This window comes from Azospirillum lipoferum 4B (genome assembly GCF_000283655.1).
Classification (GTDB): Bacteria; Pseudomonadota; Alphaproteobacteria; order Azospirillales; family Azospirillaceae; genus Azospirillum; species Azospirillum lipoferum_C.
In genome coordinates, this window is record NC_016622.1 from 2,060,004 (window position 1) to 2,074,219 (window position 14,216).

17 protein-coding genes are annotated in these 14,216 nt (G+C 67.3%); 1 reads left to right on the plus strand and 16 read right to left on the minus strand.

Annotated elements, in window-relative coordinates; genetic code table 11:
• Nucleotides 1-128 precede the first annotated feature (128 nt).
• The 4 genes from AZOLI_RS09420 to crcB are packed head-to-tail and all read right to left on the minus strand — an operon-like array spanning nucleotide 129 to nucleotide 2,979.
• Nucleotides 129-824, minus strand: coding sequence for an ATP12 family chaperone protein (locus AZOLI_RS09420; protein WP_014248387.1), 696 nt, complete (start codon nucleotides 822-824; stop codon nucleotides 129-131).
• 3 nt (nucleotides 825-827) lie between these two features.
• Entirely contained in the window at nucleotides 828-1,514 is a 687-nt protein-coding gene (locus AZOLI_RS09425) for an HAD-IA family hydrolase (protein ID WP_014248388.1), read from the minus strand.
• Nucleotides 1,514-2,578 carry an RluA family pseudouridine synthase gene (locus AZOLI_RS09430; RefSeq protein WP_014248389.1) on the minus strand — a complete coding sequence of 355 codons (1,065 nt, stop codon included), beginning with the start codon at nucleotides 2,576-2,578 and terminating at the stop codon, nucleotides 1,514-1,516. Before AZOLI_RS09430 ends, AZOLI_RS09425 begins: the two co-directional genes overlap by 1 nt.
• Complete coding sequence (gene crcB, locus AZOLI_RS09435) at nucleotides 2,578-2,979, minus strand: fluoride efflux transporter CrcB (RefSeq protein WP_014248390.1); 402 nt, start codon at nucleotides 2,977-2,979, stop codon at nucleotides 2,578-2,580. Before crcB ends, AZOLI_RS09430 begins: the two co-directional genes overlap by 1 nt.
• 110 nt (nucleotides 2,980-3,089) lie before the next feature.
• On the opposite strand from crcB, the gene AZOLI_RS09440 reads away from it, so the two are divergent.
• Entirely contained in the window at nucleotides 3,090-3,665 is a 576-nt protein-coding gene (locus AZOLI_RS09440; protein ID WP_014248391.1) for a cysteine hydrolase family protein, read from the plus strand.
• Nucleotides 3,666-3,789: 124 nt separating this feature from the next.
• Here AZOLI_RS09440 and AZOLI_RS09445 read toward each other — a convergent pair whose 3' ends face one another.
• The 12 genes from AZOLI_RS09445 to AZOLI_RS09495 form a co-directional block, all read right to left on the minus strand.
• Complete coding sequence (locus tag AZOLI_RS09445; RefSeq protein ID WP_014248392.1) at nucleotides 3,790-4,647, minus strand: dienelactone hydrolase family protein; 858 nt, start codon at nucleotides 4,645-4,647, stop codon at nucleotides 3,790-3,792.
• 109 nt (nucleotides 4,648-4,756) lie between these two features.
• A complete protein-coding gene (locus AZOLI_RS09450) occupies nucleotides 4,757-5,497 on the minus strand; it encodes an ABC transporter ATP-binding protein (protein WP_014248393.1) in 741 nt (246 codons plus the stop codon).
• On the minus strand, nucleotides 5,490-6,737 hold the full coding sequence (locus AZOLI_RS09455; protein WP_014248394.1) for a lipoprotein-releasing ABC transporter permease subunit: 1,248 nt from the start codon (nucleotides 6,735-6,737) through the stop codon (nucleotides 5,490-5,492). The genes AZOLI_RS09450 and AZOLI_RS09455 overlap by 8 nt, the downstream gene beginning before the upstream one ends.
• A gap of 271 nt (nucleotides 6,738-7,008) precedes the next feature.
• Nucleotides 7,009-8,322 carry a proline--tRNA ligase gene (gene proS, locus AZOLI_RS09460; protein WP_014248396.1) on the minus strand — a complete coding sequence of 438 codons (1,314 nt, stop codon included), beginning with the start codon at nucleotides 8,320-8,322 and terminating at the stop codon, nucleotides 7,009-7,011.
• Nucleotides 8,323-8,471: 149 nt separating this feature from the next.
• Complete coding sequence (locus AZOLI_RS09465; protein ID WP_014248397.1) at nucleotides 8,472-8,954, minus strand: hypothetical protein; 483 nt, start codon at nucleotides 8,952-8,954, stop codon at nucleotides 8,472-8,474.
• The gene (locus tag AZOLI_RS33185) at nucleotides 8,951-9,184 is read right to left on the minus strand and encodes a hypothetical protein (RefSeq protein WP_014248398.1); all 234 of its coding nucleotides are present in this window, start codon (nucleotides 9,182-9,184) and stop codon (nucleotides 8,951-8,953) included. Before AZOLI_RS33185 ends, AZOLI_RS09465 begins: the two co-directional genes overlap by 4 nt.
• A gap of 66 nt (nucleotides 9,185-9,250) precedes the next feature.
• Nucleotides 9,251-9,853: a hypothetical protein gene (locus tag AZOLI_RS09470; protein ID WP_014248399.1), complete on the minus strand. Its 603-nt coding sequence runs from the start codon at nucleotides 9,851-9,853 to the stop codon at nucleotides 9,251-9,253.
• A 478-nt stretch (nucleotides 9,854-10,331) separates the two neighbouring features.
• Nucleotides 10,332-10,907 (minus strand): DNA-3-methyladenine glycosylase I, encoded by a 576-nt coding sequence (locus AZOLI_RS09475; RefSeq protein WP_014248400.1) that lies wholly within the window; start codon nucleotides 10,905-10,907, stop codon nucleotides 10,332-10,334.
• Between the two features lie 23 nt (nucleotides 10,908-10,930).
• On the minus strand, nucleotides 10,931-11,185 hold the full coding sequence (locus AZOLI_RS09480) for a DUF1467 family protein (RefSeq protein ID WP_014248401.1): 255 nt from the start codon (nucleotides 11,183-11,185) through the stop codon (nucleotides 10,931-10,933).
• Between the two features lie 55 nt (nucleotides 11,186-11,240).
• Entirely contained in the window at nucleotides 11,241-11,645 is a 405-nt protein-coding gene (gene mce / locus AZOLI_RS09485) for a methylmalonyl-CoA epimerase (protein WP_014248402.1), read from the minus strand.
• Between the two features lie 71 nt (nucleotides 11,646-11,716).
• Complete coding sequence (locus AZOLI_RS09490) at nucleotides 11,717-13,432, minus strand: ribonuclease J (protein ID WP_014248403.1); 1,716 nt, start codon at nucleotides 13,430-13,432, stop codon at nucleotides 11,717-11,719.
• On the minus strand, nucleotides 13,429-14,202 hold the full coding sequence (locus AZOLI_RS09495; protein ID WP_014248404.1) for a type III pantothenate kinase: 774 nt from the start codon (nucleotides 14,200-14,202) through the stop codon (nucleotides 13,429-13,431). Before AZOLI_RS09495 ends, AZOLI_RS09490 begins: the two co-directional genes overlap by 4 nt.
• Nucleotides 14,203-14,216: the final 14 nt, after the last annotated feature.

Below are 14,216 nucleotides of genomic sequence, written 5' to 3' on the forward strand. Positions count from 1 at the left end.
ACCCTCCCCCTCTTCGAGGGAGAGGGGACTGCCGCCGCAATCGGAAATCCCCCCTCTCCTGCCGTAGGCGGGGGAGGGAGGGACCCGCGGCGGAGCCGTGGGAGGGAGGGGGCAACTATCCCAGCGCCTCACCCCCGCAGCAGATCCACGAAGCGCCGGCAGGCCACGATCTCCGCGCGCACGTTGGCGCGGCGCTTCGTGGCCTCGGCGTCCTCGCCCCATTGTTCGATCTGGTAGGTCTCGTCCAGCTGCGAGACCTCGAAGGCCTCCTCGGCACCGATGCGGCCTTCCAGCAGGGCCAGCGCCACGATGATCGAGCCGCAGACGCCGGTCGTGGTCTGCAGCGCCGACAGGTACCAGTCATCCGTCCGTTCCACCACCCGGCGCAGGGCAGCCAGCGCCTCCTCCGGCTGCGGCTTGGGCATCAGGCCGGCGCAGACATGCAGCGGCGCGTCGTAGGTCAGCGCCGCCCAGTCCAGCAGCGGCTGCCACAGCTGGGCCTGACGGTCCACCAGCGGCTGCGGATGCTCGGCGCGGTAGCACAGCAGGTCGGTTCCGGCATAGGCGCTGATGGCCTGGACGATGTCGGACCGCTTGGCCGGGATCAGGTCGACGGCGGTGCTCGACAGCTGCATCAGCGGCATGGAATGGGCGTCGATCTGGTCGCCCTGCGCCGCCCATTCGTCGGCCACCCCCTGGGCCAGCGGCCGGCTGGGGAAGACCAGCGGCGCCTTGGCCGGGCTGCGCACCGGACGGCCGTCCAGCTCGACCCGGAAGCCGCCCTCGGTCTCGCCGACCCCCGCCGCCTTGTAGAAACGCTTCATCGCTTACCCTTCCAAAAGCTCCAGCACCGCGGTGGCGACATCCCGCCCGCGGTGAACGATGCGGTCCGCCCCGGCCCGCTCCAGCTCCGGCACCGCGTGATAGCCCCAGGAAACGCCGACCGACCGCACCCGCGCGTTGCGGGCCATCTGAATGTCGTAGGTCGTATCACCGATCACAACCGTGCCTGCCTCTTCCGCGCCGGTCTCCGCCAGCGCGCGCTGGACCATGTGCGGGTTGGGCTTGCCGGGACCGACATCGGCGGTCTGCAGCGTGACGAAGCGCCCGGTCAGCCCGTGCCCCTTCAGCACCGCGTCCAGCCCGCGCCGCGACTTGCCGGTCGCGACGCCCAGCAGGACACCCGCCTCCTCCAGCGCCGCCAGCGTGTCGACGATGCCGGGAAACAGCGGCTCGTCCACATCGCCCCGGCTGCGCGCGGCGGAGAAGGCCCGCTTGTAGCTTTCCGCCACCGCGGCATGGGTCTCGGCGTCGTGGGTGGGCAGCAGAAGGGACACCGCCTCCACCAGCGACAGCCCGACCATGCGGCGGACCTCCATCGGGTCGGGCTCGCCCAGCCCGTGCTCCGCCCAGGCCTGGGTCATGGCGTCGATGATGGCGAACTGGCTGTCGACCAGCGTGCCGTCGCAATCGAACAGGGCGAGACGCAGGGGCGATTTCCCGGAAGCGGACATCACTCGAAATCCTCGAACGGATCGTCGCGCAGGTTCGGGCTGAAGCCGAAATACTTCCAGGTCGCCTGCATGTGGTCGGGCAGCGGCGCGGTGACGTCGATGGTCTTGCCGCCGCGCGGGTGCGGCAGGATCAGCCGGCGCGCATGCAGGTGCAGCTTCTTCGTCACCTCCGCCCCGGCCAGGAAGGCGCCCTGCCCGGCATATTTGCCGTCGCCGAGGATCGGCGTGCCCACCGCGGCCATGTGGACGCGCAGCTGGTGGGTGCGGCCGGTCAGCGGCCACATGGCGACGAAGGCCGCCTGCTTGCCGACATTCTCCTGCACCGAATAGACGGTGACGGCGCGCTTGCCCTCTTCCTTGTTCTCGGCCACCCGCTCGCCATGGGGACCGCCTTCCTTGGCCAGCGCGAGGTCGATCTTGCCCTGGTAGGGCGTCGGAACGCCGACGGTGACGGCCCAGTAGATCTTGCGCACCGCGCTGCCGCGGAACAGTTCCGTCAACTTGCTGGCGGCGAAGGTGGTGCGGGCCAGCAGCAGGACGCCCGAGGTGTCCTTGTCCAGCCGGTGGACCAGCTTCGGCCGCTCGTTGCCGTCGAAGCGCAGGGCATCCAGCATGGCGTCGAGGTGCTTGGAGGTGCCGGTGCCGCCCTGCACCGCCAGACCGGCCGGCTTGTTGATGGCGATCACGTCGGCGTCACGGTAGAGCACCAGCGCCTGCAGCTCGGCGATCTGCTTGTCCGACATGCCCTTGGGCTTGCCCGCCCCCGGATTGGGACCCTTGACCGGTGCGGCCCAGGCGGCAAGCGGCGGAATGCGCACGCCCTGCCCTGCCACCAGCCGCGACGATGTCTCCGCCCGCTTGCCGTCGATGCGGACTTGGCCCGTACGCAGCAGCTTCTGCAGATAGCTGTGGTTCACGTCGGGGAAATGCCGCTTGAACCAGCGGTCGAGCCGCATGTCGGCCTCGTCGGCCGTCACGGTGCGGGTTTCGACCTTGCTGTCGCCTTTGGATTCGGTCGACGCGGTATCGGCGTGATCGGCAGCGGGATTGCGAGAGTCAGTCATCAGAGGGACACCGAAACAAGAGAACGCACGGCCCACAGGCCGGCAAAGAAGCCCACCACGCTGAACAGCGTCGAGGCGAGGAAGTATCCCGCCGCCGCGGCGAACTCGTCCCGGGCGACGAGAACACCGATGTCCAGCGTGAAGGAGGAGAAGGTGGTGAAGCCGCCGAGCACGCCGACCAGCAGCAGGGCGCGCAGCTCCGGCGACGGCGACCATGCCAGCGCCGCCAGCTCGGACAGCACCCCCATCGCCGTGCAGCCGATCACGTTGACGACGATCGTCCCCACCGGAAAGCGGGTGCCGGCCCATTGCATGACCATCATCAGCATCAGGTAACGCGCCACCGATCCGGCGGCACCACCGACGGCGACGGCAAGCAAGGACAGCGGGGATGCGAGCACGGCGCCTCCGGTTCAGCGCAGGACGGTGGGAAATGGGTGACGAGCGCCGGATTAGAGCCAGAAACCGCGCCACTTGTCACGCGATGGACAATCGCGGCAGGATCGTCGGCATGGAAACGCTCCCCCACAACGCCGCCCTGCTGATCGTCGACCTGCAAAAGGCCATCGACGACCCGCGCTGGAGCCGCGTCGGCCCGCGCAACAACCAGCAGGCCGAAGCCAATATCGCTGCCTTGCTGGCCGCCTGGCGGCGGGACGGGCGGCCCATCATCCACATCCGCCACGATTCGGTGGAGCCCGGCTCCACCTACCGTCCGGGCTGCCCCGGCCATGTCTTCAAGGAGGAGGCCATGCCGCTGCCGGGCGAGACGGTGATCGGCAAGCGGGTGAACAGCGCCTTCATCGGCACGGACCTGGACGAGTGGCTGCACGGCCGCGGCATCGGCGCGCTGGTGGTGGGCGGCGTCATCACCAACAACAGCGTCGAGGCGACGGTGCGGATGGCCGGCAACCTGGGCTACGACGTGCATCTGGTCGCCGACGCCTGCTTCACCTTCGCCCGGCTGGACCGGTCGGGCAGAGTGTGGACGGCGGACGAGGTGCACGACCTGTCGCTCGCCAACATGGACGGCGAATATGCGACGGTGGTGGAGACGGCCGAGGTGTTGGGAGCGGTGTTGCGGTGATGCCCCCTCCCCATCCCTCCCCCGCTTCGCGGGAGAGGGGGTAGGAGCTTTGCGGGAAGTCCGGCGGAGTTCCCTCTCCCGCGTTAGCGGGGGAGGGTTAGGGAGGGGGCAACAGCACGCCCGACTACGCCAGCTTCGCCCTCAAAAACTCCACCGTCCGCTTCCAGGCCAGATCGGCGGCCTCCTTGTTGTAGCGTTCGGCCGACGTGTCGTTGTGGAAGGCGTGGTTGACGCCCTCGTACATGTGGATCTGGTGTTCGACGCCGGCCTTCTTCAGCGCCTCTTCATAGGCGGGAATCCCGGCGTTGATGCGCTGGTCGAGCCCGGCATAATGCAGCATCAGCGGCGCCTTGACGGTGGTGACCAGCGCCGGGTCGGGCGCCGGGCCGTAGAAGGCGACGCCGGCTTTCAGATCGGGCGCCTTCAGCGCCAGCCGGTTGACCATGCCGCCGCCCCAGCAGAAGCCGATGGCGCCGACCTTGGCCGAGGAATAGCGGTAGGCCATCAGATAGCTCATGGCCGCGATCAGGTTGTTGACCGTCTTGTCGCCGTCGAGCTGGCCGATCAGGTCGCGGGCCTTGTCGGGATCCTGCGGCGTGCCGCCCAGCGGCGACAGCAGGTCGGGCGCCAATGCCACGAAGCCTTCGGTGGCGAGCCGGCGGGTGACGTCCTCGACATAGGCATTCAGGCCGCGATTCTCGTGGATGACGATGACCGCCGGGGCCTTGTCCGCCAGCTTCGGCCGGGCGAGATAGCCCGCCACGTCGCCGGTCGCCCCCTGGAAGCTCACCTTTTCCGCCGCCAGACGGGTGTCGTCCTCGCCGACGATGGCCGCGTGGGCATAGTTCGGCTCGATTGCCGACAGAATGGCCGGGATCGCCGCCGCGCTGCCGGCCAGTGCCGCCAAGCGTTCCAGAAAGACGCGGCGCGGCAGCGGCGCATGGGTGTATTCGTCGTAGAGGTCTATGATACGCTGGTCCATCCCCGATGCCCCCTGTTCTTGCGTGTGCCGCAGCTCAGCCGGTGCGGTCGCGCATGAGAGTGGGGGCACGGAACCGGCTTGGCAACCGGGGGGACGACGCGCTTTCGGTCTATGACGCGTCCGGCGCCGCTTCGGCCAGGGGAACCAGGTCCGACGGCTGATATTCGACCAGCCGGCCGTCGCGCATCTCTAGAACCCGGTCCATGCGGCGGGCGAGGTCCAGATTGTGAGTGGCGACCAGGGCGCCGACCTTGGCCTGCCGGACGATGGCCGACAGCATGGCGAAGACATGCTCCGCCGTGTGGGGGTCGAGGTTGCCGGTCGGCTCGTCGGCGATCAGCAGCGACGGCGCGTTGGCCAGCGCGCGGGCGATGGCGACGCGCTGCTGCTCGCCGCCCGACAGGCGGGCCGGACGGTGGGTGCCGCGCTGTTCCAGCCCGACCATGCGCAGAAGCTCGTCCGCGCGCTGGCGGGCGACGGATTTCGGCACGGCGGCGATCATCTGCGGTAGCACGATGTTCTCCCGCGCCGAGAATTCCGGCAGCAGATGGTGGAACTGGTAGACGAAGCCGATGGAGCGGCGGCGCACCTCGGTCCGCTTGCCGTCGTCGAGATTCGACACGTCGGTTCCGGCGATGCGCACCGTGCCGCCGGTCGGCCGTTCCAGCAGGCCGGCGATGTGCAGCAGCGTCGATTTGCCGGCGCCCGACGGACCGACCAGCGCCACCAGTTCGCCGGCGCCGACGGTCAGATCGACCCCGCGCAGCACCTCAAGCGTCTCGCCCGCCTGTTCGAAACGGCGGACGATGCCCTTCAACTCCAGCATCGGCTGCATGACCGCGTCACTCATATCGCAGAGCCTCCACCGGATCGAGCCGGGCGGCGCGCCAGGACGGGTAGATGGTGGCGGCGAAGGACAGGCCCAGCGCCATCAGCGTCACCTGCACCACCTCGCTCCAGTCGATCTTGGCCGGCAGGTGGGAGAGGAAATAGATCTCGGCGTTGAACAGGTTGGTGCCGGTCAAGCCCTGGATCACCTGCCGGATGCTCTCGATGTTCAGCGCGAAGGACACGCCCAGCGCCAGACCCAGCAGAGTCCCCGTCACGCCCACGCTGGCGCCGGACAGGAAGAAGATGCGCATGACCATGCCGCGAGTCGCCCCCATGGTGCGCAGGATCGCGATGTCGCGCCCCTTGTCCTTCACCAGCATGATCAGGCTGGAGATGATGTTGAAGGCCGCGACCATGATGATCAGCGACAGGATCAGGAACATCACGTTGCGTTCGACCTGAAGGGCGGTGAAGAAGCTGGCGTTCGACTGCTGCCAGTCGACCACACGCCCTTCCCCGGCCACCGCCGACTGGACGGCGGCCCGCGCGGCAACGATCTGCATCGGATCGTCGACGAAGACCTCAAGCGAGGTCACCGCGTCGCCGGTGCGGAAGAAGGCCTGCGCCTCCTCCAGCGGCAGGAAGATGAAGCTGTTGTCGTATTCGAACATGCCGACGTCGAAGATCGCGCCGATGGGATAGCTGCGCATCCGCGGCACGGTGCCGAAGGCGGTGACGTTGCCCTGCGGCGCGATCAGCGTGATCTGGTCGCCGACGCTCAGGCCCAGCCGCTGGGCCATGCGCGAGCCGATGGCGATGCGGTCCTCCCCGAACTCCTCGGCCGAGCCGCGGATGACGTTGTTGGCAAGCGTCGGCCGCGCCTTGAAGTCTTCCGCCCGCACGCCGCGGATGACCGCACCCGAGGCGACGCCGCGCACCGACACCAGTGCCTGCCCTTCAACCGTCGGGGTGACAGTGTTGACGCCCGGCGTGTTGCGAAGCTTGCCGGCCAGGATGTCGAAGTCCGGCAGCGGCCCGCCACGCACATTGTAGACGTTGAGGTGCCCGTTGAGGCCGAGCACGCGGCCCAGCAGCTCCGCCCGGAAACCGTTCATCACCGCCATCACGATGATGAGGGTCGCGACGCCAAGCGCGATGCCCAGCAGCGAGAACCCCGCGATGACCGAGATGAACCCTTCCTGGCGGCGCGCCCGGAGGTAACGCATCGCGACCATGCGTTCGAAGGCGGTGAAGATCATGCGGCTGGGATCCTGTGGGTGGGCTGAAACGATGCCCTACATGGGAACGTGAGCGTGGCGGAAAAAGGGCGAACCGGTGCCCTGCACTTTATCCCTCTCCCGCCCCGGGAGAGGGAAGGCCCGCACAGATCCCCTCTCCCCCCCGGGGAGAGGGTTAGGGTGAGGGGGACGCACGGCAAGGATTCTTGGCCAAGGCACGCAACGCATCCCCCTCACCCCGACCCTCTCCCCGGGGGGGAGAGGGGGGACGGGAAAGGGAGGCCCGGACCGATCAGCCCAGCAGCTTCGCCAGCGCCGCCTCGACCGGCAACTCTTCCTTCTCGCCGGTGGCGCGGCGCTTCAGCTCGACGACGCCGTTCTTCAGGCCGCGCGGGCCGACGACCAGCTGCCAGGGAACGCCGATCAGGTCCATGTCGGCGAACTTGGCGCCGGGACGCTCCTCTCGATCGTCATAGGCGACTTCCAGCCCGGCCGCTTCCAGCTTCGCATACAGCTCGGCGCAGACGCGGTCGGTCTCGGCGTCGCCGGACTTCAGGTTGATCAGGCCGACATTGAAGGGGGCAACGGCGTCCGGCCAGATGATGCCGTTGTCGTCGTGGCTGGCCTCGATGATCGCACCCATCAGACGCGACACGCCGATGCCGTAGCTGCCCATCTCCACCGGGATCGACTCGCCGTTCGGACCGGCGACCACGGCGTTCATCGGCTTGGAGTATTTGGTGCCGAAGTTGAAGATGTGTCCGACCTCGATGCCGCGGGCCGACACCAGATCGGCCTCCGGAACCGGGCTGTTGGCCGGGTCGTGCTTCTCGTCGGTCGCCGCATAGATGGAGGTGATGCGGTCGAAGAAGGGCTGCAGATCGTCGTCGATGCCCGGAGCGTCCTTGAGCACGTCCAGGTTCATCCACTCCTTGTGGCAGAAGACGCCGCTCTCGCCGGTCTCGGCCAGGATGATGAATTCGTGGCTCAGGTCGCCGCCGATGGGGCCGGTGTCGGCGCGCATCGGAATCGCCTTCAGCCCGATGCGGGCGAAGGTGCGGAGATAGGCCAGGAACATCTTCTGGTAGGAACGGCGCGCGCTGTCCGCATCGATGTCGAAGGAATAGGCATCCTTCATCAGGAATTCGCGACCCCGCATCACGCCGAAACGCGGACGGATCTCATCACGGAACTTCCACTGGATATGGTAGAGGTTCAGCGGCAACTGGCGGTAGCTCTTGACGAAGGAGCGGAAGATGTCGGTGATCATCTCCTCGTTCGTCGGACCGAACAACATCTCGCGGTCGTGGCGGTCGGTGATGCGCAGCATCTCCTTGCCGTAATCGTCGTAGCGGCCGCTCTCGCGCCACAGGTCGGCCGACTGGATCGTCGGCATCAGCAGTTCCTGCGCGCCGGCGGCGTCCTGCTCCTCGCGGACGATCTGCTCGATCTTGCGCAGAACCCGATAGCCCAGCGGCAGCCAGGCATAGATGCCGGCGCTGGTCTGGCGGATCATCCCGGCCCGCAGCATCAGGCGGTGCGAGACGATCTGCGCCTCGGTCGGGGTCTCCTTGAGGGTCGGCATGAAGAAGCTGGACAGCCGCATGGCTCTGCTCTCGTGTGCGAGGTGTTCGACAAGGCCGCGCGGACATGCTCCTTATCGAACGGGAGCGCACTCGGGCGGCGGGTGAGCGACTTTAGGAAGGTCGCCCGCACTTGTCCACTGTAAGCCCCCGCCCCGGCCGCCCCCGTCGGCTATCGGGTGCGGCAATAGGCGTAGAGGCGGTCCTCCGCTCCCGGATCGATCGGCTGGCCGTTGAGATAGAGCCGGTCGCCGACCACGCTGAGCCACACCGCCGTCACATCGTCGGGCAGGAAGGGCACCGAAGGCAGGGCGATGCCCATCCGCCGAACAAGATCGACCGACAGCGGCAGGTCGATGGGGATTGGCGGCTGCGCGCCCGCACTGCCCGGCAGGTCTGCCGGCGTCACCGGGCGGCCGTTCACATCCACCCCCGGCCGGTATTCCACGTCGGCGGCCGGCACATGGCGGGTCAGCCGCTGGCACAGCGACAGATCGATCGCCGGCCGTTCGCGGGCGGCATCGGGGGTCAGGGGGATCGGTCCCGGCAGTTGCGGCTGCGATTGCGCCGAAGCGGCACCGGCCGTCAAGGCCAGCAGGCACGCTGTCAGCAGGCACGCGCTCAGGCCGGCGCGCAGGGCCTTCTGCGCCGTCACAGCGAGTGCCGCTCGGCCACCGGGGCCGGGTTGCGCATGGTTTTCCAGTAGAGCGACAGGTAGGGCATTCCTTTCTCCGCCTCCTCCTGGGTCCGCGCCGACTGGCGGATGTATTTGCCGATGAAGGGCTTGTTCACATGCTCCAGGTCCACCGCGGCCTTCAGCACCAGGAACTCGCCGATCTTGTCCGGCAGATTGTAATGCCATTTCTGCAGGCAGTCGGAGGTCACGCCGGGCTTCGCCTGTTCCGGTTCGGGCAGGTAGAATTCCTGGTGGTGGTACTGCGAAATCTCCTTTCAAGCCTGGGCGACCCGGCCGGGCTTCACCCGCGGCAGAGCCTTCAGGATGCGGACATCGTCGTGGAACAACGGCAGGAAACCCCGCTTCTCCGCCAGTTCGGTCAGCATGATGTGCAGCCCGGCCATCACGCCGCCTTCCGCACCGCCGCCATGCCCGTTGTCGGCCTTTTCCTGGCGCTTGCGGCTGAACAGGGCGCTGAAAAAGCCCTTCTTCTGCTTGGTGCCGCCGCCCGCCCCGCCGCTGTCCTGCCCGACCTTGCGCTCGTCCCACAGCGAATCCCAGGCGTATTCCCAGGAGGTGAAGATGGCGTTGGATCGGTCGTCGAGGACCGTCAGCAGATATTCACGGCCCTCCCGCGCCCAATCGACGTCGCCGACGATGGCGCGCACCGGCCGGCGGCTGAGCACGACCGGCAGAATGCCGACACGCACGAGGTCCTGATAGAACTCGACGAAGGACGGCGTCTGGATAAAGGGCAGCATTGAGCAGGGCTGCTGATCCGGCGCCAGCAACTCCATGCTTTTCCTGGTCCGCTCCAACAGTTCGGTCGTCAGAACCGCGGCGAACTGATCGAACCGTTCGTTTTCGTTCGCGGCCATCGGCGTCTCGACTGTCGTCCTTCTTCTGACACCCGCAGGAGCGGGCGAATGATCGGCTGCCCCGATCGGCCAATACGGACACACCCTCCGGGCGGCGCGTGCCTCCCGGCGGTATCTTACGGCCAGTCCGGCCGGATTGGGGAAAACCCCAGGGCCGATGTTGGCCCGAGCAACGCTAACAAGTAAACCGTTAACGTTTTCTGGACCTGCCGCGGAAATTTCCTGTCCGTAGGCAAATCATCCGCATGGCCGATAAAGAAAGGCCGCGCGGCAAATGCGGCGCGGCCTGTCGAGTTTAGGGAGGAATCGCCACCAGGCGTCGGAAAGGGAGGAAGAACCTCCCTCGTCACAGCAAAAGTGTGGACCCGAGCCGACCCCATGGCAAGCCTAAAACTGAGGCAACACCCCGTCATGCCCAAAGTTTTTGCATTTTTGCCCAACCTTTCAGCGATTGCCACCGTTCTGACCGGAGCCTTGCCTATTTCATGGGCTCGTACCCGCGATAGCCGCCGTCCACAGCGGTTTTCCAGGGCGGACTCTGCGCCAACACGGTGGCATGGACCGGACAATCCGGCTGATGCGCGCCCGGCAGATAGCCCAGGCTCATCAGGAACTCGCCGACGATCTCGCCGCCGGTGAAACGGAACGTCCGGCCGAACAGCTTTACCCATTCCGCCTTGGTCAGGGGGTGGTGAGCGCGCAGCCAACCGTCGAAGGAACCGTGGGTCTGGCGCAGCGCGATGATGCGGCGGGCATTTTCGATTACCGCGTCGACCTTCAGCCGGTTGCGAACGATACCGGCGTCGGCCAGAAGCCGCGCCCGCTCCGCCTCGCCATAGACGGCGACCCGGTCGATGTCGAAATCGTCGAAGGCGGCGCGGAACGCCTCGCGCTTCTTCAGGATGGTCAGCCAGGACAGCCCGGCCTGGTTGATTTCCAGCACCAGCCGTTCGAACAGCACCCGGTCGTCGCTGCTCGGGAAGCCGTATTCCTCATCATGGTAGGGGCCGTGGTGGGGGTGGCCGGGTGCGGCCGCGCAATAGGTCAGGCTCAACCCGCCCTCTCCTCTCCAGTCGGTCAGTACATATGGCGCGCCATTTCGCGGAAGGAGATGATCCCCGACCGCTCCACGCCGAAGATCACCAGCCACACCAGCAGCGCGACCACCGAGGTGATCATGAATTTGCGCAGGATGCGCGGCTCTACCGGCGCGGACGAGGCCATTCCAGGTTCCGGCTCGTCCGGCGTCCTGACACCCCAGGGCAGCACCGCGAACAGCACCACCCACCAAACGACGATGTAGACGAAGACCGCCGTCACCCAGTTGTCCATCGCCCCCTCCGCCGCCTCTCTTGCCTTTCCCGACCCGCACAGTCCGGCGGAGGGATCAGGCCTGTTCCAGTTCCACCAGCGTCCCGCAGAAGTCCTTGGGGTGCAGGAACAGGACCGGCTTGTCGTGGGCGCCGATCTTCGGCTCGCCGTCGCCGAGCACGCGGGCGCCCTGTTCCTTCATCCGGTCGCGGGCGGCGAGGATATCGTCCACCTCGTAGCAGATGTGGTGGATGCCGCCGGACGGGTTCTTTTCCAGGAAGCCGGCGATGGGCGACTTTTCGCCGAACGGATGCAGCAACTCGATCTTGGTGTTGGGCAGGGTGACGAAAACCACGGTCACACCGTGCGGCGGCAGATCCACCGGCTGTGACACCGCGGCCCCCAGCGTGTCGCGGTAGAGCGCCGTCGCCGCCGGCAGGTCCGGAACGACAATGGCGACGTGGTTGAGCTTCCCGATCATGCGTGTCCTCTCGCTGGCTGTCCATTCGGCCCGTTAGCGGGCTCTGATAAGCCTCTTATACACGGATTCCGTCAGACGCGGACCAGATGGACCTCGGTCACCGGCTTCTTGCCATGGGACGCATTGAAGCAGCGGCGCACGGCGATCCGCGCCGCCTCCTTCACCTGGGCGTCGTCGGCCCGTGCCGATCTGGGCAGCATCGCCACCGATTCGCGCACCGCATCGATCACGTCCAGCAGCAGGTCGCGGTCGGTCGCCTCATCGATCAGCCCCATCACCGCCACCTGCGGCGCCGTCAGCAGTTCGCCGGTCCCGGTCATCACCAGCGTCACCACGGCGGCGCCGTTGTTCACCATCCGGTTGCGCGCCCGCATCATGCCGGTGTCGAGCGGCACCAGCCGCTTGCCGTCCACCGCCATGCGGCCGGCCCGCACATGGGCCACCACCTGCGCACCCTCCGCCGCATCGAGCCGGATCAGTTCGCCATTGGCCGGCACGATGCTGTGGGCGACCTGGCAATCCTCCGCCAAAACGGCATGCGCCTGCTGGTGGCGCTGCTCGCCATGAACCGGCACGGCGATGCGCGGACGCACCCACTGGTACATGCGCACAAGCTCGTCCCGCGCCGGATGACCGGAGACATGGACCGCCGCCTCGTCTGCCGTGACCAGCTCCACGCCCTGGGCGACCAGCTGGTTCTGCATGCGGCCGATGGCGCGTTCGTTGCCGGGTATCTCGCGGGAGGAGAAGATCACCACGTCGCCGCGCGACAGCGTCACCTGCGGATGGTCGTTGGCGGCGATGCGGGCAAGGGCGGAGCGCGGCTCCCCCTGGCTGCCGGTGCAGATCAGCACCAGCTTTTCCCGCGGCAGATAACTGGCGTCATGCTCCGACAGGAATTTCGGCACGTCGGCCAGATAGCCGCTGGCCCGCGCCGCCTCGTTGATCCGCCACAGCGACCGGCCGACCAGCGCCACATGACGGTCATGCGCGGCGGCGGCGGCAGCGATGCTCTCCAGCCGCGCCACGTTGGTGGCGAAGCAGCTGACGGCGATGCGCGAGTCGCGGTAGCGGCCGAACAGCTCCATCAGCGAGGCGCGCACCGTCGCCTCCGACCCGGCGGAGCCCGGAACCAGCGCATTGGTGCTGTCGCCGACCAGAGCCAGCACGCCCTCGTCGCCGATGGCGCGCAGCCGCGCCTCGTCGGCGGTGTCGCCGACCAGCGGATCGGGATCCAGCTTCCAGTCGCCGGTGTGCAGGACGGTGCCGGCGGAGGTGCGGATGGCGAGCGCGTTCGGCTCCGGAATCGAGTGCGTCATTGTGACGTATTCGACGGAGAAGGGACCGATCTCCACCGTGCCGCCCAGCGGGATCTCATGGATCGGAACCGTTGCGCTCAGCCCCTTCTCGTGCAGCTTGGCGCGCAGGAAGGCCGCGGTGAAGGGCGTGCAATAGACGGGGCAGCGCAGGTCCGGCCACAGATACTGCACGGCGCCGAGATGGTCCTCATGCGCATGGGTCAGCACCAGCCCGACCAGATCCTCCCGCCGCTCGGCGATGAAGGACGGGTCGGGCATGATCACGTCCAACCCGGGCATGGTGTCGTCGGCAAAGGAGATGCCGAGGTCCACCATCAGCCATTTGCCCCGGTGGCCGTAGAGGTTGAGGTTCATCCCGATCTCGCCGGAACCGCCGAGCGGGAGGAAATACAGGCCGCCATCCTCCGGAACGAAGGTGTCCGCCGGGGCTGCAGGAATTCCGGCGGCTGTCTTGGAGGATTGTGTCATTGGACCGTGTTGCGCTTGTGGATCAGGAGGAGACCGCGGAGCGTCAGCTCATTGTCGGTGTGTTCGATCACATGGGTGGCCTTGGCGAAAAGAACAGCCAACCCGCCGGTGGCGACGACCCGCATCGGTTCGCCGTACTCCGCCCGGATGCGGGCCACCAGCCCTTCGATCAGGCCGACATACCCCCAGAAGATGCCCGACTGCATGCAGGCGATGGTGTTCTTGCCGATGACCTCGGCCGGCGGCTGGATTTCCACCCGCGGCAGCTTGGAGGCGGCCATCTGCAGCGCCTCCAGCGACAGGTTCAGCCCCGGCGCGATCACGCCGCCGCAATAGTTGCCGTCGGCATCCACCACGTCGAAGGTCGTCGCCGTGCCGAAATCGATAACGATCAGCGGAGTCTTGTAGGTCGCGGCGGCGGCCACCGTGTTGACCAGCCGGTCGGCCCCGACCTCCTCCGGCCGGTCGACCAGCGCCTTGGCGCCCAGATCGACGCCGGGCTGGCCGACGATCACCGGTTCGCAGCCGAAATGATCCTTGCACAGGCGCTTCAGGTTGAAGGTGGCTCCGGGAACGACGCTGGCGATGATCGCGCCATGGATGTCGACCGGCTTCAGTCCCTTCAGCGCCATCAGGTGCGTCAGCCACACCATGTATTCGTCGGAGGTGCGTTTGGGGTCGGTCGCCGTGCGCCAGATGCCGCGCTGGCGGTCGCCGTCATAGATGGCGAACACCACATTCGTGTTTCCGGCGTCGATGGCTAGCAGCATGGCGTGGTCCTGAG

Coding starts and splice junctions, on each gene's coding strand:
- AZOLI_RS09470 (WP_014248399.1), bottom strand. CDS start 9,853: ATGGCCGCGAACGAAAACGAACGGTTCGATCAGTTCGCCGCGGTTCTG.
- proS (WP_014248396.1), bottom strand. CDS start 8,322: ATGCGGCTGTCCAGCTTCTTCATGCCGACCCTCAAGGAGACCCCGACC.
- AZOLI_RS09455 (WP_014248394.1), bottom strand. CDS start 6,737: ATGATCTTCACCGCCTTCGAACGCATGGTCGCGATGCGTTACCTCCGG.
- AZOLI_RS09480 (WP_014248401.1), bottom strand. CDS start 11,185: ATGGACAACTGGGTGACGGCGGTCTTCGTCTACATCGTCGTTTGGTGG.
- AZOLI_RS09490 (WP_014248403.1), bottom strand. CDS start 13,432: ATGACACAATCCTCCAAGACAGCCGCCGGAATTCCTGCAGCCCCGGCG.
- AZOLI_RS09440 (WP_014248391.1), top strand. CDS start 3,090: ATGGAAACGCTCCCCCACAACGCCGCCCTGCTGATCGTCGACCTGCAA.
- AZOLI_RS09430 (WP_014248389.1), bottom strand. CDS start 2,578: ATGACTGACTCTCGCAATCCCGCTGCCGATCACGCCGATACCGCGTCG.
- AZOLI_RS09450 (WP_014248393.1), bottom strand. CDS start 5,497: ATGAGTGACGCGGTCATGCAGCCGATGCTGGAGTTGAAGGGCATCGTC.
- AZOLI_RS09445 (WP_014248392.1), bottom strand. CDS start 4,647: ATGGACCAGCGTATCATAGACCTCTACGACGAATACACCCATGCGCCG.
- AZOLI_RS09425 (WP_014248388.1), bottom strand. CDS start 1,514: ATGTCCGCTTCCGGGAAATCGCCCCTGCGTCTCGCCCTGTTCGATTGC.
- mce (WP_014248402.1), bottom strand. CDS start 11,645: ATGATCGGGAAGCTCAACCACGTCGCCATTGTCGTTCCGGACCTGCCG.
- AZOLI_RS09420 (WP_014248387.1), bottom strand. CDS start 824: ATGAAGCGTTTCTACAAGGCGGCGGGGGTCGGCGAGACCGAGGGCGGC.
- AZOLI_RS09495 (WP_014248404.1), bottom strand. CDS start 14,202: ATGCTGCTAGCCATCGACGCCGGAAACACGAATGTGGTGTTCGCCATC.